We start from the raw sequence: 23,076 nt of genomic DNA on the forward strand, positions 1-23,076 counted from the left end.
CTAAGCCACCTTCACGATCAGCCGTCCGCGCACCTTGCCGGCCAGAATGTCTTCCGCCGCCTGCGGCAGACCCTGAAGATCGATTTCGCCGGCGGTGACGAGGTCGATATGCTGCGGAGTCAGATTGTTCTGCAGCAGCCGCCATGCAGCCTCGCGGCGACGTGGCGGGGCGAACACGGAATCGACGCCGATCAGCGTGACCGAACGCAGGATATGCGGCATCACGGTTGCCGGCAGATCCGGACCTCCGGCAAGCCCACAGGCCGCCACCGCGCCATCGCGCACCGTCTGCGCCAGAACATTGGCAAGCGTGGTCGAGCCGACGCTGTCGACCGCGCCGATCCAGCGCTCCTCCTGCAACGGTCTTCCGGCCTCCGAAAGCGTCTTGCGGTCGATGAAGGCTTTCGCGCCGAGCTGACGCAGGTAGTCATGGGTCTCGGGCCTGCCGGTGGAGGCGGTCACGTGAAAGCCGAGTGCGGCAAGCAGCGCCACGGCATAGGAGCCGACGCCGCCGGCGGCCCCGGTGACCAGCACGCTGCCGCCATCCGTCGAAAGATTGCCCCAGGCGAGAAGCTGGTTGACGCAGAGCGCCGCCGTCACGCCGGCGGTGCCGATCGCCATCGCCTGGCGTTGGTCGAAGCGTTCCGGCTGCTTCATCAGCCATTCGGGCTTCAGCCGCTGATAGGCTGAAAACGCGCCCCACTCGGTCTCGGACAGGCCGGCCCCGGTGACAACCACCCGATCGCCGGGCTGAAACGCATCGCTTGCCGATTCGACCACCGTGCCGGCGATATCGATGCCCGGCACCATCGGAAACCGCCGCGCGATCCGCCCCTTTCCGGTAACCGAAAGCCCGTCCTTGTAATTGAGGCTGGAATAATCCACCCGCACCAGCACCGGCAGGTCGGGCAGGTCCTCGCGTTTCAGCTCCGTCAGCACGGCAGCGGGGTGTTCCTTGTCGCGGATCAGCAGCGCGGGAAAGGTCTCGGTCATCGCGGTCTCCTCGGGTTCTGCGATTTGCACCGGAGAGTAACGAGACCGGCGCGAAACGCAATCCGCCTTCAGGAAAGCGCGGCGATCCGCGCGGCCGCGATCCTTGCGGCGAGCGCCGCATTGTTCTTCACCAGCGCGATATTGGCCCTCAGGCTGCGGCCCTCGGACAATTCGTTGATCCGCGCCAGCAGGAACGGCGTCAGTTCCTTGCGGGCGATGCCGCGCTCCCCGGCTTCGCGCACCGCATCGTCGATGGTGCCATCGATGAATGCCGGCGTCAGCGCATCGGCTTCCGGCACAGGATTGGCGATCAGAATGCCGGTCCCGGTCGCAAGCCGGTCATGGGCGATCATCGTCCGCGCGATCTCTTCGGCGCTATCCAGCCTGTGGTCGGCCTTGCGGCCGCTGGAGCGGGTGAAAAAGGCCGGGAAATCGTCGCTGCGATAGGCGATGACCGGCACGCGCTGGGTTTCCAGATATTCGAGCGTCTTCGGAATATCGAGGATCGACTTCACCCCGGCGCAGATCACCGTCACCGGCGTGCGCCCGAGCTCGGTCAGGTCGGCCGAGATATCGAAGGTCTGTTCAGCGCCGCGATGGACGCCGCCGACGCCGCCGGTGGCAAAGATCGGGATCCCCGCGAGCGCGGCGATCTTCATCGTCGCCGAAACCGTGGTGCCGGCCGTCTGGCCCTTGACCATCGCCACCGCGAGGTCGCGGCTTGAGGCCTTGACGACGCCGTCCTCCACCTTCGCCAGCCGCTCGATCACATCGCGGTCGAGGCCGGCGTGGAGCTTGCCGTCGATCACGGCGATGGTGGCCGGCGCCGCGCCGTTTTCGCGGACCACCGCTTCAACGCCGAGCGCGGTTTCGAGATTTGCGGGATAGGGCATGCCGTGGGTGATGATGGTCGATTCCAGCGCCACCACCGGCCGGCCCTGAGACAGCGCCTCTTTAACGTCCGTGCCGAGAACGATTTCAATGTCAGACATGTGCTTCTCCTTCGATTGGTCCGAGGCGATGAAGATTGGCCTCGACAAAGTGGATGGACATTTGCGGATGGACGCTTGCCGCGCTCTCGGTGGTCAGCGCCGCAATGAGCGCGCCCCGCCGCACGGCCTCATGAAGCGCGCCGCTCTCAAGATAATGGTGAAGGGTTCCGGCGATCATCGCATCGCCGGCGCCGGTCATATCCACAGGCCTTGCCGCCACCACCGGCACCGTGCTTGCCGCGCCGCCGGCAGAAACCACGGCGCCGAGGGTGCCGGATGTCAGGATCACGGTGGCCGCTCCGGCTTCGTTCAGCGCTTTCGCCGCCTGCTGCATTCCATTGATATTCCTCGAAAATGACGAACCAATGTAAGCGCAAGCCTCATCAAGATTGAGGAACAGGAGGTCGACGCCGGAAAGATCGGCCGGCAGCTTCTTGACCTTCGGCGTCGAGACTGCGTCGATCGCCAGCTCGAACCGCCCGCCGCGCCGTTGGTCGATCAGGGCGGCAAGGGTTGCGGCCGGCAGGTTGCAATCGGCAAACACCAGCCTTGCGGCGGCAAGGGAGGGGGCTGCATTGGCGACAAGCTCCGGCGTCAGCCGGTCGAAGATCGCCATGTCGGCGATACCATAGGCAAGGTCGCCGCCGGGTTCCAGAATGGCGGCATATTCCGCCGTCCGCTCGTCCGGCAATGCATAGAGATTGGCCACATCGATACCGCGCGCGCCGAGATGGCGGGAGAGATCGCGCCCGCTCTCATCCGCCCCTATCGCGGAAACGAAGCTGACGCCGGCCCCGAGCGCCGCCAGGTTTTCAGCGACATTGCGGGCGACGCCGCCGAAGCTGCGCATGCCCTCGACCGGGTTCGAGGTCCCGGCAATCAGCGGCGCGCGGGCGAGGTATTTGCGGTCGATCACCGCCCCGCCGATGACAACCACCCGGCCCTCTTCCGGCAGCAGATAACCCCGCCCGAGAATAAAGCCCCGCTCGGTGAGCCGCACCACATGGGCCGCCACCGCAGAACGCGACAGGCCAAGCTGGTCGGCCATCTGCTGCTGGCCCGCAAATGGATTTTGGCGGATGAGGCCCAGCACCGCATTTTCGACATCGCTCAGTTCGGCCATTCCACGCCCTTGCCGCCGCGCAAACCATAACATTTGTTACGCCAATAACATCAGTTATGACATCATGCCAGAGGCGCCGCCCGCCAACAGGCACTTTTCGCGAAGTTTCGGGTCGACATGCCTTTTTTCCCCGCGACCGCGATGCTATAGCCCACGGGAAACTGTTGATACACGAGGGCCACGCCCCGCAGACGAGGAAGAAGCATGACGAAGATCAAGGTGGCAAATCCGGTTGTCGATCTCGATGGCGATGAAATGACGCGCATCATCTGGCAGTTCATCAAGGAAAAGCTGATCCTGCCCTATCTCGACCTGCCGATCGAATATTACGACCTTTCAGTTCAAAACCGCGATGCCACCGACGATCAGGTCACCGTCGACGCCGCCAACGCCATCAAGAAGCACGGCGTCGGCATCAAATGCGCGACGATCACGCCGGACGAAGCCCGCGTCGAGGAATTCTCGCTGAAGAAGATGTGGCGCTCGCCGAACGGCACGATCCGCAACATTCTCGGCGGCGTGATCTTCCGCGAGCCGATCATCATGCAGAACGTGCCGCGCCTGGTGCCGGGCTGGACCCAGCCGATCATCGTCGGCCGTCACGCTTACGGCGACCAGTACCGCGCCACCGACTTTCGCTTCCCGGGCAAGGGTAAGCTGACGATCAAGTTCGTCGGCGAGGACGGCAAGGAAATCGAGCACGAAGTGTTCGACGCGCCCTCCTCCGGCGTTGCCATGGCGATGTACAACCTCGACGATTCGATCCGCGATTTCGCCCGCGCCTCGCTGAACTATGCCCTGATGCGCGGCGTTCCCTGCTACCTCTCGACCAAGAACACCATCCTCAAGGCCTATGACGGCCGCTTCAAGGATATCTTCCAGGACGTCTACGAGGCAGAGTTCAAGGCTGAATATGAAAAGAAGAAGATCTGGTACGAGCACCGCCTGATCGACGACATGGTCGCAGCCGCGCTGAAGTGGTCCGGCGGCTATGTCTGGGCCTGCAAGAACTATGACGGCGACGTCCAGTCCGATATCGTCGCCCAGGGCTTCGGCTCGCTCGGCCTGATGACCTCGGTGCTGATGACGCCGGACGGCAAGACGGTCGAAGCCGAAGCCGCCCATGGCACGGTCACCCGCCACTTCCGCCAGCACCAGAAGGGCCAGGAGACCTCGACCAACTCGATCGCCTCGATCTTCGCCTGGACCCGCGGTCTTGCCCATCGCGGCAAGCTCGACGACAATCAGGACCTGATCCACTTTGCCGAAACGCTGGAAAAGGTCTGCGTCGACACCGTCGAAAGCGGCCACATGACCAAGGACCTGGCGCTGCTTATCGGCCCCGACCAGCCCTGGCTCTCGACCACCGCCTTCCTCGACAAGATCGACGAGAACCTGCAAAAGGCCATGGCGGCCTGAGGCCGACGCCTTCTGCGACGAATACCGAAAACCCGGCCATCGCGCCGGGTTTTTGTTTGCCCTCGGGAGGCGCCGCTTCATCCGCGGTCCGGGAGCCCGAAACGCGCCTGTTCACCAAAGTCTGATGCGCCCCGCGCCGAAATCCCTTCACTCCTGCCTCGTTTTGGATAACAATATCGATGTGAACCGCTGAGGAGACCGGAAGCAGCACCGCAGATGTGCGCGCCGGCGGCGGGAGGAGATACCGATGGCTTATTTTTCGAAGCCGGCGGAAAACCGTGCCCACGCCGATATCGTGACCGCGACGGCATTGTCGGTCAACGGCCCGGCACGCTCATCCGTTGCCGCCTCGTGGTGGCGGTCGCTGGTTCAGCACGGGCTCGACCCGGCAAGCTCCAGAGCGCGCCGCGCCGAGACGTTGTCCGAACTGGAACTGAAGCAGAGCATACAGAAATCCGATCTTCTGATGCATGTGGCGCGCGCCCAGCTGGATCATCTCTATAAATGCGTATCCCTCTCTGCCTGCGGCGTTTTCCTGAGCGATGCCGACGGCGTCGTACTCGATGCGCGGTGGCGCAGCGGCGACCAGTCAAGTTTCGAAAGCTGGGGCCTGAGACCGGGTCGAAGCTGGTCGGAATCGGCCGTTGGCACAAATGGCATCGGGACCTGTCTGGCGGAGGAACGGCCGCTCATCATCCATCGCGACGAGCATTTTCTGGATCGCAACATCGCGATGAGCTGCATTGACGCGCCGATCTACGGAGCGGACGGCCAGTTGATCGGCGCGCTCGACATCTCGTCGGCCCGCAGCGATCAGACCCCGGCCGCCAACCAGCTCATTGCAGCGCTCGTCCGCCAGGCCGCGCGACAGATCGAGGCTGACTGTTTCCGCCACGATCATGGCGGCCAGCGAATCATTCTTGTTGATGACAGCGATGATAAGGAAGCGGTCGGCGGGGCGGCAATCGCGCTTGTCGCCGTCGATGAGAACGACCTCGTGATCGGCGCCACCCGCGCCGCGCGGCTGGCGCTGGGGCTTGCGCCCGCCGGCATGTTCTCGCCGGTTCCCGCCGATGACCTGCTGACCGCCGGCACGACGGAAACCGGCCTCGCCTCGGCGGAACGCTCGGCGATCCTCAAGGCGCTCGCCCGCCGGCACGGCAATGCAAGCCGCGCCGCGGAGGATCTGGGTATAGGTCGGGCAACGCTTTATCGCCGTATGAAGCGCCTCGGCGTACCATCACGATTCGAGGAAAGATAAACCGAAGCGACGCGCTTTCGGGCGTGGCCATTCCAGGCCGCCGCAATCTTCCCGCCCCATCAACATCCTTGGCACGGAAAACTGTCTCAATTGCGAGACAGTCTGAGCCTGCTGCCGGTTTGCAGCGGATGACAGCGGCCGATCAAACCCCGAAACTCTGCCCATCACCGAAGTTCACGATGAGGAGGAGACCTTATGAACGAGATGTCAAAACCGGAAGGGCTTTTGAAATCCCCCTTCAAGGACCGCTATGACAATTTCATCGGCGGCAAGTTCGTGGCGCCGAAGAACGGCCGTTATTTTACCAATACGACGCCGATAACCGGCGCCGCGATCAACGAGATCGCGCGTTCCGACGCCGCCGATATCGAGCTCGCGCTGGATGCCGCCCATGCCGCAAAGGCAAAATGGGGGGCGACGGCGCCGGCGGAGCGCGCCCGCGCGCTGCTCAGGATCGCCGACGTGATCGAGGCCAATCTTTCCTACATCGCCACCTGCGAAACCTGGGACAATGGCAAGCCGATCCGCGAGACCATGAATGCCGATATCCCGCTCGCCGCCGACCATTTCCGCTACTTCGCCTCGGCTCTGAGGGCGCAGGAAGGCACGATGAGCGAGATTGACGACGACACCGTCGCCTATCATTTCCACGAGCCGCTCGGCGTGGTCGGCCAGATCATTCCGTGGAACTTCCCGATCCTGATGGCCGCCTGGAAGGTGGCCCCCGCCATCGCTGCCGGCAACTGCGTGGTGCTGAAGCCCGCCGAGCAGACGCCGGCATCGATCATGGCGCTGGCGGAACTGATCGCCGACATCCTGCCGCCGGGCGTGCTGAACATCGTCAACGGCTTTGGCCTTGAGGCAGGCAAGCCGCTGGCGCAAAGCCCCCGCATCTCCAAGATCGCGTTTACCGGCGAGACCACGACCGGTCGGCTGATCATGCAATATGCCACCGAAAACCTCATTCCGGTGACGCTGGAACTCGGCGGCAAGTCGCCCAACATCTTCTTCAAGGACGTCATGCGCGAGGATGACGGCTTTCTCGACAAGGCCGTCGAGGGCTTCGTGTTCTTCGCGCTCAACCAGGGTGAGGTCTGCACCTGCCCGAGCCGCGCCCTGATCCAGGAAGATATCTACGACGCCTTCATGGAGCGCGCCATTGCCCGCACCAAAGCGATCATCCAGGGCGATCCCCGCGCCGACAACACCATGATCGGCGCGCAGGCCTCGAGCGAGCAAAAGGAAAAGATCCTGAGCTACTTCGATATCGGCCGTCAGGAAGGCGCGGAAGTTCTGCTGGGCGGCAAGGCTGCCGATCTCGGCGGCGAGCTTGCAAATGGCTATTATATCGAGCCGACGATCCTGAAGGGACACAACAAGATGCGGGTGTTCCAGGAGGAAATCTTCGGCCCGGTCGTCTCCGTCACCACTTTCAAGGATGAGGCCGAAGCGCTCGAGATTGCCAATGACACGCTCTACGGGCTTGGCGCCGGCGTGTGGTCGCGCGATGCCAACACCTGCTACCGCTTCGGACGCCACATTCAGGCCGGCCGCGTCTGGGTCAACAACTACCATGCCTATCCCGCGCATGCGGCCTTTGGCGGCTACAAGCAGTCGGGCATCGGGCGCGAGACCCACAAGATGATGCTCGACCACTATCAGCAGACCAAGAACCTTTTGGTCAGCTACTCAACCGAAAAGGTCGGTTTCTTCTAAACACAAGAAGAGGGTGCAAAGCCCCCTCCTCCCTGAAGGCGGACGGAGCGCATGCTCCGTCCGCCGACGACATCGGAAGGAACAATCATGGAAACGCAAGCCATCACCTGTGTCACGGATCAGGCATTGCCCGAAGGCGCGGAGCCCGATTGCCGCGTGACGGCCACGCTTGCGGCCCGCGCGCTGATCCACGAAATCCAGTCCGAGTATGGCGAGATCATGTTCCACCAATCCGGCGGCTGCTGCGACGGCTCATCGCCGATGTGCTATCCGAAAGCCGAATTCCACCTCGGCGGCGGCGACGTTCTGCTTGGCGAGGTCGAAGGCGCGGAGGTCTGGATATCCGGCCCCCAATTTGCCGCCTGGAAGCATACCCAGCTCATCCTCGACGTGGTTCCCGGACGCGGCGGCATGTTCAGCCTCGACAATGGTCGTGAAAAACGATTTCTGACCCGTTCCCGCGTTCTGACCGGGGAAGAACAGGCAATGCTGCAGAAAGCCGACGGGAAAAGCGCGCCCGCCATCTGAACGGGCATGTTTCGCGCGGCGTCAGTGGAAGTCACCACATCCTGTTTCAACCGTTCGGCTGCGCCCTCATGCGGCATCCGCGCCGGTTTGTTCTTCGAGGCCTTGCATTCGCAACGCGAATAGGAAAGAGCATAAAAAGAACATCGGGAGAGATTTATGAGCAGGATCACGTTCTACACCAACCCGCAATCGCGCGGACGGATCGCCCGCTGGATGCTGGAGGAAGCCGGGACCGATTACGAGACCCGCATTGTGACCTATAACGGCACGATGAAGGAGCCGGCCTACCTCGCCATCAACCCGATGGGCAAGGTGCCGGCGATCGTCGATGACGGCAAGGTGGTGACGGAATGCGCCGCAATCTGCGCCTATCTCGCCGACGCCTTTCCCGAGGCACAACTCGCCCCGCCGCCTGCCGAGCGAGCGGCCTATTACCGCTGGCTGTTTTTCGCGGCAGGACCGGTCGAGGCCGCGGTGGTCAACCGGCAATTCGGCTTTTCCGTTCCGCCCGAACGCGAACGCGCCGTTGGCTACGGCAATTTCGAGAACGTCATGGACACGCTCGATCAGCGGCTTTCGGAAAGCCGCTTCATCGCCGGCGACAGCTTCACCGCAGCCGATGTCTATGTCGGCGCTCAGATCGTCTGGGGCCTGCAATTCGGCACGATGGAGAAAAGAGCTTCTTTCGCGGCCTATGCCGAACGCGTCACCGCCCGCCCGACCTTTATCCGCGCCAGCAAGCTTGATGACGCAGCGGCTGCCGCGCTCGCATAAGCACGGCCGGGACCTGACTTGCCCGCGAAGACAGCAGGTGTAAAATAGAGCCATGATGATCAAGGCAACATTTTTTCCGCTGAACTGAGAAGACCGCTGGCGGCGGATTTTCAGATTTGGTTTCAACGGGATCGACAGACGCGCGATCCCGCAGGAGAAATGTTGATATGTCAGAAGATCATGATACCGGCCTGAGCGCTGCTCAGGTCACATCCTTCATCGAAGACGGATATGTGCGGCTCGACCGCGCCTTCGACACCGCGCTGGCCGCCCAGTGCCGCGCTGCGCTGTGGCAGGCGACCGGTTTATCCCCGGATGCGCCGGAGACCTGGAACGAGCCGGTGATCCGGATCGGATCGATGGCCTCGCCTGCCTTTGTGGAAGCCGCCAACACGCCGCGCCTCCACCTGAGCTATGACCAGTTGGCGGGCAAGGGACGTTGGCTCGCTCCTCGGGGCATCGGCACCTTCCCGATCCGCTTCCCCTCGCCGCAGCCAGCCGGAGACGATGGCTGGCATGTGGATGTGAGCTTCGGATTGGAAAATCCGGACTTCCTGGAATGGCGGGTGAATGTGAAAAGCACCGGCCGGCTTCTGCTGATGCTGTTCCTGTTCTCCGATGTCGGGGAACGCGACGCCCCCACCATCATCCGGGCGGGATCGCATGCCGTGATCGCCCGTCAATTGCTGCCTCATGGCGAGGCGGGCCTTTCCTTGCGGACGCTTTCAGCCGACGGCTACGCTTCAACCGCCGCCTGCCCGGAGGTCGAGGCGACGGGTCCTGCTGGCACGGTCTATCTCTGCCACCCGTTCCTGGTACACCGGGCCCAGCCGCATCGCGGAACGACGCCGCGCTTCATGGCCCAGCCGCCACTTCTGCCTGTCGGCGAATTCGACCCGGCGCTGCCGCCGTCCCCGGTTCAGATCGCCATTCGGCGGGCTTGCGGACTGTCCTTCTAAGGCAGGATGACGCCGCCGCTCAGGCGGCGTCATCCACCGGCTTGGCATCCGCCGGAATGTAATTCAGGATCGGGGAGAGCCAGCGTTCGATTTCCTCGATGCTCATGCCCTTGCGCCGCGCATAGTCTTCCACCTGGTCGCGCTCGACCTTGGCGACGCCGAAATAATAGCTGTCGGGATGGCCGATATAGATGCCGGACACCGAGGAACCGGGCCACATCGCATAGCTTTCCGTCAGTTCGACACCGGCCTCCTTTTCGGCATCGAGAAGCTCGAACAGTGTTTTCTTCTCGGTGTGATCCGGCTGGGCCGGATAGCCGGGCGCGGGGCGGATGCCGCCATAGGATTCGCCGATCAACTCGACATTGGAAAACGCCTCGTCCGGCGCATAGCCCCAGTATTCGCGACGCACCCGTTCATGCATGCATTCGGCGAAGGCTTCCGCGAAACGGTCGGCGAGCGCCTTGACCATGATCGAGGAATAGTCGTCATTGGCGCGCTCGAAACGCTCGGCGATCGCGACTTCCTCGATCCCCGCCGTCACCACGAAGCCGCCGACATAATCCTGCTTGCCGCTTTCGACCGGCGCGACGAAATCGGATATCGCCACATTCGGCCGGTCGCCGCGCTTGGAAAGCTGCTGGCGGAGCGTGAAGAATGTGGCGAGGTCCTCGCCGCGGCTGTCGTCGCTGTAAAGCCGGATATCGTCGCCCACCGCATTGGCCGGCCAGAACCCGATCACGGCGCGCGGCCGGAACCATTTCTCGTCGATGATCTGCTTCAGCATCGCCTGCGCGTCGGCAAACAGCTGGCGCGCGGTTTCGCCCTGCTTTTCGTCCTTCAGGATATCGGGATAGCGGCCCCTCATCTCCCAGGTCTGGAAGAACGGGGTCCAGTCGATATAGCGCGCCAGTGTTTCGAGGTCGTAATCCTCGAAGGTCTTCGTGCCCAGGAAGGACGGCCGCGTCGGCTCGTAGGCGTTCCAGTCGATCTTGACGGCGTTGGCGCGCGCTGCCGGCAGCGGCAGCCGGTTCTTGGCGGCCTCCGCCTTGCGGTGGGCATCGGCGACCTTGGCATATTCGGCGCGGATATTGCCGATATAGCCGTCGCGCGCCTCCGGCGTCAGCAGCGACGACACGACACCGACCGCGCGGCTCGCATCGGTCACATAGATCGCCTGCCCCTTCTCGTAAGCCGGATGGATCTTCACCGCGGTATGGACGCGGCTGGTCGTCGCCCCGCCGATCAGCAGCGGAATATCGAAGCCCTGGCGCTCCATTTCGGCGGCGACATGCACCATTTCATCGAGCGAGGGCGTGATCAGGCCGGAAAGCCCGATGATATCGGCCTTGTGCTCCTTCGCAGCGGCGAGGATCTTTTCGGACGGCACCATCACGCCGAGATCGATGATCTCGTAATTGTTGCAGGCCAGCACGACGCCGACGATGTTCTTGCCGATATCGTGCACGTCGCCCTTGACGGTCGCCATGATCACCTTGCCGGCGGCCTGGCCCTGCTCGTCGCCATTGAGGCGCTTTTCCTCTTCCATGTAGGGCAGCAGCACCGCCACGCCCTGCTTCATCACGCGGGCGGATTTGACCACCTGGGGCAGGAACATCTTGCCCGCGCCGAACAGATCGCCGACGACGTTCATGCCGGCCATCAGCGGCCCCTCGATGACGTGCAGAGGCCGTTCGGCGGCCTGCCGGGCTTCCTCGACATCGCCTTCGATATATTCGGTGATGCCGTTGACGAGCGCATGTTCCAGTCGCTTCTCGACCGGCCATTCGCGCCACGTCAGATCCTGCTTTCGGGCCTCGGTCTTGCCCGTGCCGCGATAGCGCTCGGCAATCTCCAGCAGCCGCTCGGTCGCATCGGAGCGCCGGTTCATCACCACGTCCTCGCAGGCCTCGCGCAGTTCGGGATCGATGCTCTCGTAGACGATCAGCTGGCCGGCATTGACGATGCCCATGTCCATGCCCGCCTGGATGGCGTGGTAGAGGAACACCGCATGCATCGCCTGGCGCACCGGCTCGTTGCCGCGGAAGGAGAAGGAGAGGTTCGAGACCCCGCCGGAAATATGCGCGCCCGGCAGCGTCTCGCGGATGGCCTTGGTCGCCTCCAGAAAGTCGACGCCGTAATTGTCGTGCTCCTCGATGCCGGTGGCAATTGCGAAGATATTCGGATCGAAAACAATATCTTCCGGCGGAAATCCGACCTTTTGCGTCAGGATATTATAGGCCCGGGTACAGATCTCCACCTTGCGCTCATAGGTGTCGGCCTGGCCCTTCTCGTCGAACGCCATCACCACGGTTGCCGCGCCATAATCGCGGATGAGCTGCGCGCGCTCGATGAACTGTTCCTCGCCTTCCTTCAGCGAGATCGAGTTGACCAGCGACTTGCCCTGCGCGCATTTCAGGCCGGCTTCGATGATCTCCCATTTGGAGGAGTCGATCATCAGCGGCACGCGGGAGATATCCGGCTCTGCGGCGATCAGGTTCAGATACTCGACCATCGCCTTTTGCGAATCGATCAGCCCTTCATCCATGTTGATGTCGATGATCTGCGCGCCGGCCTCGACCTGATCGCGGGCAACATCGAGGGCTGCGGCATAATCGGCATTGGTGATCAGCTTGCGGAACTTGGCCGAGCCCGTGACATTGGTGCGCTCGCCGACATTGACGAAAGGAATGTCCTTCGTCAGCGTGAACGGTTCAAGGCCCGACAGCGACATGACGGCGCGATGTTCCGGCACCTCGCGCGGGGCAAAGGCGCTGACGGTGTCGCGGATGCTGGCGATGTGCTCGGGCGTGGAGCCGCAGCAGCCGCCGATGACGTTGACAAGCCCCTGCTCGGCAAACGGGCGGATCAGGGCGGCCATTTCGTCCGGGTCCTGATCGTAGAGTCCGAACTCGTTCGGCAGGCCGGCATTGGGGTAGGCGCAGATATAGGTATCGGCGACGCCGGACAATTCCTGCAGATGCGGCAGCATGGCATCCGCGCCAAGCGCGCAGTTGAGCCCGATGGTGAACGCGTCGGCATGCGACAGCGAGTTCCAGAATGCCGTCGGCGTCTGGCCCGACAATGTGCGGCCGGAGAGATCGGTGATCGTGCCGGAAATCATCAGCGGCAGTTCGATGCCTTTTTCGCGAAACGCCTGACGCGCGGCGAACACGGCCGCCTTGGCGTTCAGCGTATCGAAGATCGTCTCGATCAGGATCAGGTCGGAACCGCCATCGATAAGCCCGTTGATCTGCTCGCGATAGGCATCGCGCAATTGATCAAAGGAAACAGCGCGGTATCCGGGATTGTTCACGTCCGGCGAAATCGACGCGGTGCGGTTTGTCGGGCCGACGGCGCCGGCCACGAACCGGCGACGGCCGTCTTCCTTTTCGGCCCGGAGCGCCGCGCGGCGGGCAACCCGCGCGCCATCCCGGTTGAGGTCGTAGACAATCCCTTCCATCTGGTAATCGGCCTGCGCGATGCGCGTTCCCGAAAACGTGTTGGTCTCGATGATGTCGGCGCCGGCCATCGCGTAGGCGAAATGAATATCCTCCACCGCCTTCGGCTGCGACAGGATCAGAAGGTCGTTATTGCCCTTCTGGTGGCAGGCGCAGCCGATGAAGCGGTCGCCGCGGAAATGGTCCTCATCGAAACCCAGGCCCTGGATCTGCGTCCCCATGGCGCCGTCGAGAACCAGAATGCGCTCGCGCGCGGCCTTTTCCAGCGCGGCGCGGATTTCCTTGCCATCGCGCCTGGGCGCTTCTTCCCCGAACAGGTCGTCAAACATCAATCATCTCCAGAATTTGAAGCCATGAGATCACATAAAGATATCTTTATGTCAACATATAGCGGCTGAAATCAGGACGTCCAGCGCGCGGCGCTCCGTGTCACCTGTGTGTTTCATTCTTTGCGCATGATCAAGGACGATGCAAATCAGAATTGTGATGACGCCGAGAGCGCGATATACCTTAATCAATCGACACACGCCGGGATTGCCGGCGTGCCTGCATGGGCCGGGCCTGGCCGCACGAAAGGGAGGATTTGCCATGAAGCCGAAGATCAACACGCTGGTCGCACCGCCGCGCTGGATCAAGAGGCCCTATCACCGAGAATGGCTGATGCAGCAGGCGAACAACCTCTTCGACTACTTCCAGTACCGTTCGGTCAATCCCAAGGGCGGGTTTTACGAATTCGACAAGGACGGAAGGCCGACCGGCGGCGACAATCCCGTGCGCGGCATCCACACCACCACCCGCATGGTCCACTGCATGGCGATCGGCCATCTTCTGGGCCGGCCGGGCTGCGACGACCTGATGGACCACGGCATGAACTATCTGTGGGAGCATCATCGCGACAAGCAGCATGGCGGCTATTTCTGGCAGATCGACAATAACGGCCCGCTCGCCAACCCCACCAAGCAGGCCTATGGCCATGCCTTCGTGCTGCTCGCCGCCTCCTCCGCCAAATTCGCCGGCCATCCGCTGGCCGACGCGATGATCGCCGACGTCACCGAGGTGATCAACACCCGCTTCTGGGAAGAGAAGCATGGCGCGGTTGCCGAGGAATTCGAGACCGACTGGACGCCAGTGCCCGGCTATCGCGGCCAGAACTGCAACATGCACATGACCGAAGCGCTGATGGAAGCCTATGAGGTGACCGGCAATGTCGAATACCTCGCCAAGGCCAAGCGCATCGCCGAGCTGATCATCAAGAAGCACGCAGTCTCGTGCGAATACCGCGTGGCCGAGCATTTCACCGAAGACTGGCAGATCGACTACAATTATTCCGGCAACGAGATGTTCCGGCCCGCCGGCACCACGCCCGGCCACTGGCTCGAATGGACCCGGCTTCTGCTCCAGCTCTACACGCTGACCGGGCGCTCGCACGAATGGATGCCGAAAGCCGCGCGCGAATTGTTCGTGTCCGCCTTCAAATACGGTTGGGACTTCGAAAAGCGCGGCATCTTCTACACGCTCGACTGGAACAACCAGCCCAGGAACCGGGCAAAGCTGTGGTGGCCGCATGCCGAGGGCATCGGCGCCACCCACTTCCTGACGGCCAATTTCGGCGAGGACATGCATATGTATGCCTATCGCAAGCAGTGGAGCTTCATCGCCAACCACCTGCTCGATCATGAAAAGGGCGGCTGGCATGAGGAATTGTCGGAGGATCTGGTCCCACAATCCACGCTGTTTGCCGGCAAGAGCGACATCTATCACGCGCTTCAGGCCTGCCTCATTCCGCTCTATCCCGCCGTTGGCAGCCTGCCGGAGATGATCTTCCGCGACGTCAAGCAGCCCTGACATCTTCGCACGGACTGAATGATTGCGGGCCGGCGCGGCCCGTTCTATATAACGCTGCATCATTCCTATCGAAGGACGAGACCATGGCAGCGAAAATCTTCATCGACGGCGAACACGGCACAACGGGCCTGCAGATCCGCACCCGCATGGAAAGCCGCCGCGACGTCGAAATGCTGTCGATCCCGCATGAGGAACGGCGCAATGCGGCGATGCGCGAGGACATGCTCAACAGCGCCGATATCGCGATCCTGTGCCTGCCGGATGACGCTTCCAGAGAGGCCGTCGCGATGCTTTCGGGCAACAACAAGGTGCGCGTCATCGACACCTCGACCGCCTTCCGCACCGATCCAGAATGGGCCTATGGCTTTGCCGAGATGGACAAGGCCCAGGCCGAGCGCATCCGTTCCGCCCGCAATGTCGCCAATCCCGGCTGCTATCCGACCGGGGCCATCAGCCTGATCCGGCCGCTGCGGGCCGCCGGAATATTGCCCGACAGCTATCCCGTCACCGTCAACGCGGTCTCCGGCTATACCGGCGGCGGCAAGGCGATGATCGCGCAGATGGAGGATACCGGCCGCTACGACCATATCGACGCGCCGCATTTCCTTTACGGCCTCAACCTGAAGCACAAGCACGTGCCGGAGATGACGACCCACGGACTTCTTGCCCGCGCGCCGATCTTCTCGCCGTCCGTCGGCCGCTTCGCACAAGGCATGCTGGTGCAGGTGCCGTTTTATCTGGAAGACCTTACGGGCAACCAGACGCCGGAGACCATCCACGCCACGCTTGCCGAATTCTATGCCGGACAGGACATCGTGCAGGTCGTGCCGCTCGAACAGAGCGCCGCGCTTCCCCGCGTCAACGCCGAGGAACTCGCCGGCCAGGACATCATGAAGCTCTACGTGTTCGGCAGCGCCACTCACGTCAATCTGGTCGCCCAGCTCGACAATCTCGGCAAGGGCGCCTCGGGGGCCGCGGTGCAGAACATGGACCTGATGCTGTCGGCGTGAGGCTGCGGTCGTCACTGTTACCAAGGCTTTTCAGCATCTAATCTCCCCCCTTTGAGGCAGGGAGATGGCTTCGCCGCACAGCCCCCAATCTTCTCGCCCCGGAGGGGAGAGATGTCGCGACAGCGACAGTGAGGGGGGAGTCTTCCCTCGCGGACGCCCTCATGAATTGTTATGCTGTTTCACCCTCACTGCCCCTCTCGGGGCATCTCTCCCGCAAGCGGGAGAGAATATTGGGAGCAAGCCGGACCTCCTCATTTCGTGAACGATCCGTCGACCGGATCAACCATCGCCGTTCGCCCCATGCCTCGCTATATTGCCAACACGCAATCAGCGAGGTTTCCGTCATGTCACAACAAACGCGCCTTCCCGTCCTGTTCATCCCCCACGGGGGCGGTCCCTGGCCGTTCATGCAGGGGCCGGAAGGCAATCTTCCCGATGACGATCCGTGGAAAGAGCTGGAAATTTTCCTGAAGAGCATCGATGCCATGATCGGTCGGCGCCCGAAGGCGGTTCTGGTGATTTCCGCGCATTGGGAAAAGGTCGACAAGCTCACGGTCTCGACGGCGTCCAACCCGCCAATGCTGTTCGACTATTACGGCTTTCCGCCCCACACCTATAAGCTCGACTACCCCGCCCCCGGCTCGCCGTTCATCGCCGAGCATGTCCGCGACGTCCTGCGCGCGGCCGGCATTGAAACGGCGGCGGATGCCGAACGCGGCTTCGACCACGGCGTCTTCATCCCGTTCATGATGATCTATCCGCATGCGGATGTGCCGGTGATCATGATGTCGCTCGATCCGGACCTTACGGCCGAAACCCATTTTCGGGTCGGACAGGCGCTGGAAGGCCTGCGGGACGAGGATATCCTGATCGTGGGTTCAGGCCTTTCCTATCACAATATGCGCATGTTCGGCCGCAGGGACGTCGAACATGAACAGGCAGCAACCCGCTTCGACGACTGGCTGACGGAGGCGGTGGCGATCGAAAACCCGGTCGCGCGCGCCGAAAGACTGGCCGAGTGGAAAGACAACCCCGATGCCCGCGCCGCCCATGTACCCGACCACGACCATCTCGTACCGGTGTTTGCCGCCGCGGGCGCCGCCGGTCCGGATGCCGGCGAACGCATCTTCCGGGGCAGCTTTCTCGGCAAGCCCTATTCGGCCTACCGCTTCGGCTGAGCCCTATCTATGCAAGTTCGAAGCGCGGCGCGCGGTAACCGCGCAGATGGGCGGTGACGATGATCAGCACGATGATCGCCATCGCCTGATGCGTAAGCGCGATCGGAAGCGGCATCATCGTCACCAGCGTGACAATCCCGATCGCGGCCTGGATGATCACGGCAACAAGCAGGATCAGCGCGCCGCGGGCATGCTGGGACAGTTCCAGGTCGAGCCCGCGCGAAACGGCGCTGCGCCATTCGATGACGAAATGCATGAGCGCCAGCGCCAGCAGACCGTAGCCGCCGCAGCGATGGGCGAACTGCACCGTTTTCGGGTTTTCGAAGAAATTGATCCAGCCCGGCTGGTGCAGGAGCAGGCCGCCGGGCACGAGCGCGCCATCCATCAGCGGCCAGGTGTTGTAGGAAAGGCCGGCATCGAGACCCGCCACCAGCGCGCCGAGATAGAGCTGCACGAAGGTCGCGACCAGCAGAAGTGCCGCAAGCCAGTGCGCGCCGCCGACATGCTCATGCTTGCGCGGCGCAAGCCCGCGACCGATATAGACACATGAGGCGATGATCAGACAGGCCATGATCAGGTGCACCGCGAGACGGTACTGGCTGACATCGGTGCGCTCCGAAAGGCCGGAGGACACCATCCACCAGCCGATGAAGCCCTGAAACCCGCCGAGCGCCAGAACGCCGACAAGCGGCAGACCCAGCCCCTTGGGCAGCCGTCCGGAGACCCAGAACAGCAACAACGGCACCGCGAAGATCAGCCCTACGCCGCGGGCCAGAAGCCGGTGCGCCCATTCCCACCAGAACAGGCCCTGGAACTCAGCAAGGGACATACCCTTGTTTACAAGCTGGTATTCGGGAATACGCTTGTAAAGCTCGAACTCTTCCTGCCACTGAGACAAATTGAGCGGCGGTATAACGCCATGCAGCGGCTTCCACTCGGTGATGGACAACCCGGAATGGGTCAGGCGCGTCGCCCCGCCGACGATCACGAGACAGAACAGCACCAGCACCACGAAATAAAGCCAGCCGCGCACCATGGCGGCGTTGAACCGCAATTCGTCCTCGCTCCACGCGATGTTTCTTCCAAACGCCATCATTCCTGCTCCGCTCGCTTTGCCATTTGCGCCGATCCGGCTTACATAGCCGCACTTCACACCTGCCGCTCAACGGCTTAATCTCGATCACTCTTAAGGGGGGAATTGTCGCCGTGCCAGTCAGATTGCGCAAATTTATCGGGACGATCGCGATCGTCACCCTCGTCATCGTCTATGCACTGACGGCTACCATGCTGGCAACCGTCGTGCTCGACGGCCGTTCCGCAGGCGCCGCCCTGATCTATTTCATCCTGACCGGCCTGTTGTGGATCATCCCGGCGATGTTCATCATCAAGTGGATGGCGGGTCCGCCGGCCAATCGCGGATGAATGTCGCAGTAACTATTGCGTGTTGCACGGAACCGTCGAAGATTTGGCACATTGAACATGGTATGACACCACCTCAACTTCACGGAAGGCTTCGATGACAACACCGCATCAAATCCGCGCTGCCCGCGCGCTTCTGGGACTATCGCGCAATCAGGCAGCCCGGCTCGCCGGCATTGACCGCAACCTTTTGCTGCAGGCGGAAGACGAAACGGCCGAGCGCGATCTCGCCGTCTTCGACGGGCTGGAAAAGACCTTCGTCAAACAGGGCGTGGTCTTCATCGAGGACGGTGAGGACGGTTTCGGCCCCGGCGTCCGGCTGAAACAGCAGATCGGCCATTGCAGCGGCATCCGGCCGGAAAACCTGAATTCCGCCAATGACGGTTGAGCGTATTTGCGGCGAAGAAACGGGATTGCAATCCTGTCGCCGCGACGAAATGTAGCGGACGTCCTTTACGGGCAGGCACGGCGGTGATCACGCCGCCGCGTCGCCATGCTCCCTCTCCCCGATCACCCGCGCGGTCTGCCTGGCCAGCACCACTTCCTCATCCGTCGGAATGATGCGCATCTCGATGCGGCTTTCCGGCGCGGAGATGATGGCGGCATTGGCGGCGTTGGCCTCCTCATCGAGGATCACCCCGATCCAGGCAAGCCGGTCGCAGATCATCTTGCGGATCACGGCCGAGTTCTCGCCGATGCCTGCGGTAAATACCAGCGCGTCCATCCCCTCCATGCTCGCCGCCATGGATGCGATTTCGCGGGTGGCGGAAAACACGTAAAGCGCGATCGCCTGGGCGGCATGCGGATCGTCGCTGGCAAGCAGCGTGCGCAGGTCCGGCGAAATGCCCGAAACGCCAAGCAGGCCGGAATCGTAATAGAGCATGTGCTTGAGATCGGCCGGCGAAAGCCCCTCGGTCTCTATCAGCGCCAGCACCAGTCCGGGATCGACAGTGCCGGAGCGCGTCCCCATCATCAGGCCGCCAAGCGGCGTCATGCCCATCGTGGTATCGACCGCCTTGCCGTTGCGCATGGCGCACAGGCTGGAGCCGTTGCCGAGATGCGCGACCACGCAGCGCTTGCGCGCGAGATAGTCGGAAATGCCGCGCAGCCGCTCGGCGATATAGGTGTAGGACAGCCCATGAAAGCCGAACCGGCGATAGCCCTTGTCGCCATATTTGCGCGGGATCGGATAACGCGCGGCGCGCTCGTCGATATTGACGTGGAAGGCGGTGTCGAAACAGGCAACCTGCGGCAGGTCGGGCCGGATTTTCCGGAACAGCTTGACCGAGGCGAGATTGGCGGGCTGATGCAGCGGCCCCATCGGCACCAGGGTCTCCAGATAGTCGAGAACCGCATCGTCGAGCAACACCGGCGCCGAAAACCGCTCACCGCCATGCAGGATGCGATGGCCGACGGCGCGCAGCGGATTGTTGACGGTATAGGGCACGATGATCTCGAAAATACGCCCGAGCATGTCCTCGCGCATATTGTCTTCGAGCACCAGGTCGAAATCGGCGATTTCCTTGCCGCTCGCCTCCTTCACCGCAAGATGCGGCGTGGCGTTGAGACCGTCGAACTGGCCGCGCAGGATGAGCGAAAACTGCTCGCCATGCACTTCGTAGAGACGAAATTTCAGGCTGGAAGAACCGGCGTTCAGCGCCAGGATGCTGCCGTTCATAATGACTTTCCATACTATGCGCACACCGCCGCCGGGCAAGGCAGGAAAGGCCCGTCCCCGACGGCGGCATGCTTGTTATCTGGTCCCCGGATCAGCCCTTGGGATAGGGCCATTTCCAGTCAACAATCTCCGGCATGTCCTCACCGTGTTCACGGACATAGGCGTGATGTCTGGTGCGCATGTCGTTGAGGTAGTTGATTGCCGCAGCGCCGCGCTCGCCAAACCCGCCGGCCCGTTCGATCGCGTCGATGGCCAGATGGTAGCGGTCGAGACGGTTGAGGACAACCATGTCGAACGGCGTCGTCGTGGTTCCCTCCTCCACATAGCCGCGGACATGGATATTGTTGTGGTTGTGGCGGCGATAGGCGAGCCGGTGGATCAGCCACGGATAGCCGTGATAGGCGAAGATCACCGGTTTGTTCTCGGTGAAGATCGCGTCGAAATCGGCATCGCGCAGGCCGTGCGGATGCTCCTCCTTCGGCTGCAGCGCCATCAGGTCGACGACGTTGACGACCTTGACCTTCATTTCCGGCAGTTTCTGGCGCAACAGATCGACGGCGGCCATCATTTCCAGCGTCGGCACATCGCCGGCAGCCGCGATCACCACGTCGGGCTCCTCGCCATCGGGCACATTGCTGGCCCAGCGCCATTCGCCAAGACCGGCCTCGCAATGCACGATCGCTTCCTCGATCGACAGCCATTGCGGGCTCGGCTGTTTGCCGGCCACGACCACGTTGACGCGGTTATAGGTGCGCAGGATATGGTCGCCGACCCACAGAAGCGTGTTGGCATCCGGCGGGAAATAGGTGCGCACCACATCCGCCTTCTTGTTGACGACGTGGTCGACAAAGCCCGGGTCCTGATGGCTGAAACCGTTATGGTCCTGCCGCCAGACATGCGAGGTCAAGAGATAGTTCAGCGACGAGACCGGCTTGCGCCATTCCATCGTCCGGGTGGTCTTCAGCCATTTGGCATGCTGGTTGAACATCGAATCGATGATGTGGATGAACGCCTCGTAGCACGAGAACAGGCCGTGACGGCCCGTCAGCAGATAGCCTTCCAGCCAGCCCTGGCACAGATGCTCGCTCAGCACTTCCATGACCCGGCCATCGCGGGCGATGCCCTCGTCATATTCGAGAATATCGGCCATCCACACCCGGTCGGTGACCTTGAACACGTCCTGAAGCCGGTTCGAGGCGGTTTCGTCCGGCCCCATCAGCCGGAAATTGCGCTCGTTCTTGTTGAGCTTCATCACCTCGGCGAGCAGCATGCCGAGATGTTGGGTGGCGGACGCCATCACCTCTCCGGGCTGCTTCACATCGACGGCCAGTGCCCGGAAGTCGGGCATGTTCAGTTCCTTGCGCAACAGACCGCCATTGGTGTGCGGATTGGCGCTCATCCGGCGGTTGCCGGCAGGGGTCAGGGCCTTGAGTTCCGGCGCGAGACGGCCATCTTCGTCAAACAGCTTTTCCGGCGCGTAGCTGCGCATCCATTCTTCCAGCAAGACGCGATGCTCACCGTTCTGGCGGGCCTCGGCGATCGGCACCTGATGGGCGCGCCAGAAATTCTCGACCTTCTTGTTGTCGACGAATTTCGGCCCGGTCCAGCCCTTGGGGCTGCGCAGAATGATCATCGGCCAGCGCGGCATTTCATAAACCGTGCCGTCGGCCCGCGCCGTCTCCTGGATTTCGCGGATGCGGGCGTAGCAATCCTCCATCACCTCGGCCATGCGCTGATGCATGTATTCCGGGTCGTCGCCTTCCACATAGAACGGCTCATAGCCGTAGCCGGTGAACAGAGCGGTCAGGTCCGCCTTCTTCATGCGGGCAAGCACCGTCGGATTGGCGATCTTGTAGCCGTTCAGGTGCAGGATCGGCAGCACCGCGCCGTCAACGATCGGGCTCAGGAACTTGTTCGAATGCCACGAGGCCGCAAGCGGTCCGGTCTCGGCCTCGCCATCGCCGACGACGCAGGCGACGATCAGGTCGGGGTTGTCGAAGGCCGCGCCGAAGGCATGCACCAGCGCGTAACCGAGTTCCCCGCCTTCGTGGATCGATCCGGGCGTTTCCGGCGCGACATGGCTCGGGATGCCGCCGGGGAACGAGAACTGCCTGAACAGTTTCTGCATGCCCTCCTCATCCTCGGTGATCTGCGGATAGATCTCCGTATAGGTCCCGTCGAGATAGGCATTGGCCACAAGCCCAGGACCGCCATGGCCGGGACCGCAGATATAGATCATGTCCGCATCGTATTTCTTGATGATGCGGTTGAGATGGACATAGAGGAAGTTGAGGCCCGGCGTGGTGCCCCAGTGGCCGAGCAGGCGCGGCTTCACATGTTCGGCGGCCAGCGGCGCCTTCAGCAGGGGATTGTCCATCAGATAAATCTGGCCGACCGACAGGTAGTTTGCCGCCTGCCAGTATCTGTTCATCAGGTCGAGTTCGTCCCGTTCGAGAATGTTGCGGGCGGCGTCGGGCGTAATCTGTTCCATGTCGATTTCCCCTTTCAAATGTAAGGTCGTTCCGATCCGCTATCGGTATCCAGCAAACCCGCCGTCCACGATATGATATAAGTCAATTTTCTCGCACGGCGGTGTGGCGTTTGAAACCGAAAAGCCGGAACATTCGAGACTGGTTAAGACCTGGCAACCGGGCTCGGTCCAAAACAGCGCACCTTACAATACCTTGATAATTGCAAAGCCCCGTTCAAGAGCCTACCTC

General features: G+C 62.4%; 18 protein-coding genes. 11 read left to right on the plus strand and 7 right to left on the minus strand.

Going from position 1 to position 23,076, the window contains the following annotated elements; all coding sequences use genetic code 11:
- The 3 genes from HQ843_RS20645 to HQ843_RS20655 all read right to left on the minus strand — a co-directional run bounded on the left by HQ843_RS20645 (position 1) and on the right by HQ843_RS20655 (position 3,108).
- Positions 1-993, minus strand: coding sequence for an MDR family oxidoreductase (locus tag HQ843_RS20645; protein ID WP_180901427.1), 993 nt, complete (start codon positions 991-993; stop codon positions 1-3).
- A gap of 68 nt (positions 994-1,061) precedes the next feature.
- On the minus strand, positions 1,062-1,985 hold the full coding sequence (locus HQ843_RS20650) for a pseudouridine-5'-phosphate glycosidase (protein WP_180901426.1): 924 nt from the start codon (positions 1,983-1,985) through the stop codon (positions 1,062-1,064).
- The gene (locus HQ843_RS20655; RefSeq protein WP_180903296.1) at positions 1,978-3,108 is read right to left on the minus strand and encodes a carbohydrate kinase; all 1,131 of its coding nucleotides are present in this window, start codon (positions 3,106-3,108) and stop codon (positions 1,978-1,980) included. Before HQ843_RS20655 ends, HQ843_RS20650 begins: the two co-directional genes overlap by 8 nt.
- 204 nt (positions 3,109-3,312) lie before the next feature.
- Between HQ843_RS20655 and HQ843_RS20660 the strand changes: the two genes are divergently transcribed.
- From HQ843_RS20660 to HQ843_RS20685, 6 genes are all read left to right on the plus strand, one after another.
- Positions 3,313-4,527 (plus strand): NADP-dependent isocitrate dehydrogenase, encoded by a 1,215-nt coding sequence (locus tag HQ843_RS20660; protein WP_180901425.1) that lies wholly within the window; start codon positions 3,313-3,315, stop codon positions 4,525-4,527.
- A gap of 247 nt (positions 4,528-4,774) precedes the next feature.
- Entirely contained in the window at positions 4,775-5,788 is a 1,014-nt protein-coding gene (locus tag HQ843_RS20665; RefSeq protein ID WP_180901424.1) for a GAF domain-containing protein, read from the plus strand.
- Between the two features lie 204 nt (positions 5,789-5,992).
- Positions 5,993-7,504: an aldehyde dehydrogenase gene (gene adh, locus HQ843_RS20670; RefSeq protein WP_210275344.1), complete on the plus strand. Its 1,512-nt coding sequence runs from the start codon at positions 5,993-5,995 to the stop codon at positions 7,502-7,504.
- An 87-nt stretch (positions 7,505-7,591) separates the two neighbouring features.
- The gene (locus HQ843_RS20675; RefSeq protein ID WP_246710182.1) at positions 7,592-8,032 is read left to right on the plus strand and encodes a DUF779 domain-containing protein; all 441 of its coding nucleotides are present in this window, start codon (positions 7,592-7,594) and stop codon (positions 8,030-8,032) included.
- A 156-nt stretch (positions 8,033-8,188) separates the two neighbouring features.
- Positions 8,189-8,806: a glutathione S-transferase family protein gene (locus HQ843_RS20680; RefSeq protein ID WP_180901422.1), complete on the plus strand. Its 618-nt coding sequence runs from the start codon at positions 8,189-8,191 to the stop codon at positions 8,804-8,806.
- A gap of 167 nt (positions 8,807-8,973) precedes the next feature.
- Entirely contained in the window at positions 8,974-9,765 is a 792-nt protein-coding gene (locus HQ843_RS20685) for a phytanoyl-CoA dioxygenase family protein (protein ID WP_180901421.1), read from the plus strand.
- Positions 9,766-9,784: 19 nt separating this feature from the next.
- On the opposite strand, the gene metH is transcribed toward HQ843_RS20685, so the two are convergent.
- Positions 9,785-13,555, minus strand: coding sequence for a methionine synthase (gene metH / locus HQ843_RS20690; protein WP_180901420.1), 3,771 nt, complete (start codon positions 13,553-13,555; stop codon positions 9,785-9,787).
- 259 nt (positions 13,556-13,814) lie between these two features.
- Here metH and HQ843_RS20695 point away from each other — a divergent pair, with 259 nt between their 5' ends.
- From HQ843_RS20695 to HQ843_RS20705, 3 genes are all read left to right on the plus strand, one after another.
- Positions 13,815-15,071: an AGE family epimerase/isomerase gene (locus HQ843_RS20695; RefSeq protein WP_180901419.1), complete on the plus strand. Its 1,257-nt coding sequence runs from the start codon at positions 13,815-13,817 to the stop codon at positions 15,069-15,071.
- Positions 15,072-15,154: 83 nt separating this feature from the next.
- Positions 15,155-16,081 carry an N-acetyl-gamma-glutamyl-phosphate reductase gene (gene argC, locus HQ843_RS20700; RefSeq protein WP_180901418.1) on the plus strand — a complete coding sequence of 309 codons (927 nt, stop codon included), beginning with the start codon at positions 15,155-15,157 and terminating at the stop codon, positions 16,079-16,081.
- A 344-nt stretch (positions 16,082-16,425) separates the two neighbouring features.
- The gene (locus HQ843_RS20705) at positions 16,426-17,259 is read left to right on the plus strand and encodes a DODA-type extradiol aromatic ring-opening family dioxygenase (protein WP_180901417.1); all 834 of its coding nucleotides are present in this window, start codon (positions 16,426-16,428) and stop codon (positions 17,257-17,259) included.
- A gap of 7 nt (positions 17,260-17,266) precedes the next feature.
- Here HQ843_RS20705 and HQ843_RS20710 read toward each other — a convergent pair whose 3' ends face one another.
- Positions 17,267-18,355 carry a COX15/CtaA family protein gene (locus tag HQ843_RS20710; RefSeq protein ID WP_180901416.1) on the minus strand — a complete coding sequence of 363 codons (1,089 nt, stop codon included), beginning with the start codon at positions 18,353-18,355 and terminating at the stop codon, positions 17,267-17,269.
- A 110-nt stretch (positions 18,356-18,465) separates the two neighbouring features.
- On the opposite strand from HQ843_RS20710, the gene HQ843_RS20715 reads away from it, so the two are divergent.
- Both HQ843_RS20715 and HQ843_RS20720 read left to right on the plus strand, forming a co-directional pair.
- The gene (locus HQ843_RS20715) at positions 18,466-18,681 is read left to right on the plus strand and encodes a DUF2842 domain-containing protein (protein WP_180901415.1); all 216 of its coding nucleotides are present in this window, start codon (positions 18,466-18,468) and stop codon (positions 18,679-18,681) included.
- A 94-nt stretch (positions 18,682-18,775) separates the two neighbouring features.
- On the plus strand, positions 18,776-19,066 hold the full coding sequence (locus HQ843_RS20720) for a helix-turn-helix domain-containing protein (protein ID WP_180901414.1): 291 nt from the start codon (positions 18,776-18,778) through the stop codon (positions 19,064-19,066).
- 87 nt (positions 19,067-19,153) lie between these two features.
- On the opposite strand, the gene HQ843_RS20725 is transcribed toward HQ843_RS20720, so the two are convergent.
- Both HQ843_RS20725 and HQ843_RS20730 read right to left on the minus strand, forming a co-directional pair.
- Positions 19,154-20,356 (minus strand): acetate/propionate family kinase, encoded by a 1,203-nt coding sequence (locus tag HQ843_RS20725; protein WP_180901413.1) that lies wholly within the window; start codon positions 20,354-20,356, stop codon positions 19,154-19,156.
- 91 nt (positions 20,357-20,447) lie between these two features.
- Positions 20,448-22,847 (minus strand): phosphoketolase family protein, encoded by a 2,400-nt coding sequence (locus HQ843_RS20730; RefSeq protein ID WP_180901412.1) that lies wholly within the window; start codon positions 22,845-22,847, stop codon positions 20,448-20,450.
- Positions 22,848-23,076: the final 229 nt, after the last annotated feature.

Source organism: Martelella sp. NC20 (assembly GCF_013459645.1).
Taxonomy (GTDB): domain Bacteria; phylum Pseudomonadota; class Alphaproteobacteria; order Rhizobiales; family Rhizobiaceae; genus Martelella.

Excerpts from the sequence above, each read along its gene's own strand:
- HQ843_RS20645 (WP_180901427.1), bottom strand. The coding sequence starts at position 993 with ATGACCGAGACCTTTCCCGCGCTGCTGATCCGCGACAAGGAACACCCC.
- HQ843_RS20650 (WP_180901426.1), bottom strand. The coding sequence starts at position 1,985 with ATGTCTGACATTGAAATCGTTCTCGGCACGGACGTTAAAGAGGCGCTG.
- HQ843_RS20655 (WP_180903296.1), bottom strand. The coding sequence starts at position 3,108 with ATGGCCGAACTGAGCGATGTCGAAAATGCGGTGCTGGGCCTCATCCGC.
- HQ843_RS20660 (WP_180901425.1), top strand. The coding sequence starts at position 3,313 with ATGACGAAGATCAAGGTGGCAAATCCGGTTGTCGATCTCGATGGCGAT.
- HQ843_RS20665 (WP_180901424.1), top strand. The coding sequence starts at position 4,775 with ATGGCTTATTTTTCGAAGCCGGCGGAAAACCGTGCCCACGCCGATATC.
- adh (WP_210275344.1), top strand. The coding sequence starts at position 5,993 with ATGTCAAAACCGGAAGGGCTTTTGAAATCCCCCTTCAAGGACCGCTAT.
- HQ843_RS20675 (WP_246710182.1), top strand. The coding sequence starts at position 7,592 with ATGGAAACGCAAGCCATCACCTGTGTCACGGATCAGGCATTGCCCGAA.
- HQ843_RS20680 (WP_180901422.1), top strand. The coding sequence starts at position 8,189 with ATGAGCAGGATCACGTTCTACACCAACCCGCAATCGCGCGGACGGATC.
- HQ843_RS20685 (WP_180901421.1), top strand. The coding sequence starts at position 8,974 with ATGTCAGAAGATCATGATACCGGCCTGAGCGCTGCTCAGGTCACATCC.
- metH (WP_180901420.1), bottom strand. The coding sequence starts at position 13,555 with ATGTTTGACGACCTGTTCGGGGAAGAAGCGCCCAGGCGCGATGGCAAG.
- HQ843_RS20695 (WP_180901419.1), top strand. The coding sequence starts at position 13,815 with ATGAAGCCGAAGATCAACACGCTGGTCGCACCGCCGCGCTGGATCAAG.
- argC (WP_180901418.1), top strand. The coding sequence starts at position 15,155 with ATGGCAGCGAAAATCTTCATCGACGGCGAACACGGCACAACGGGCCTG.
- HQ843_RS20705 (WP_180901417.1), top strand. The coding sequence starts at position 16,426 with ATGTCACAACAAACGCGCCTTCCCGTCCTGTTCATCCCCCACGGGGGC.
- HQ843_RS20710 (WP_180901416.1), bottom strand. The coding sequence starts at position 18,355 with ATGATGGCGTTTGGAAGAAACATCGCGTGGAGCGAGGACGAATTGCGG.
- HQ843_RS20720 (WP_180901414.1), top strand. The coding sequence starts at position 18,776 with ATGACAACACCGCATCAAATCCGCGCTGCCCGCGCGCTTCTGGGACTA.
- HQ843_RS20725 (WP_180901413.1), bottom strand. The coding sequence starts at position 20,356 with ATGAACGGCAGCATCCTGGCGCTGAACGCCGGTTCTTCCAGCCTGAAA.
- HQ843_RS20730 (WP_180901412.1), bottom strand. The coding sequence starts at position 22,847 with ATGGAACAGATTACGCCCGACGCCGCCCGCAACATTCTCGAACGGGAC.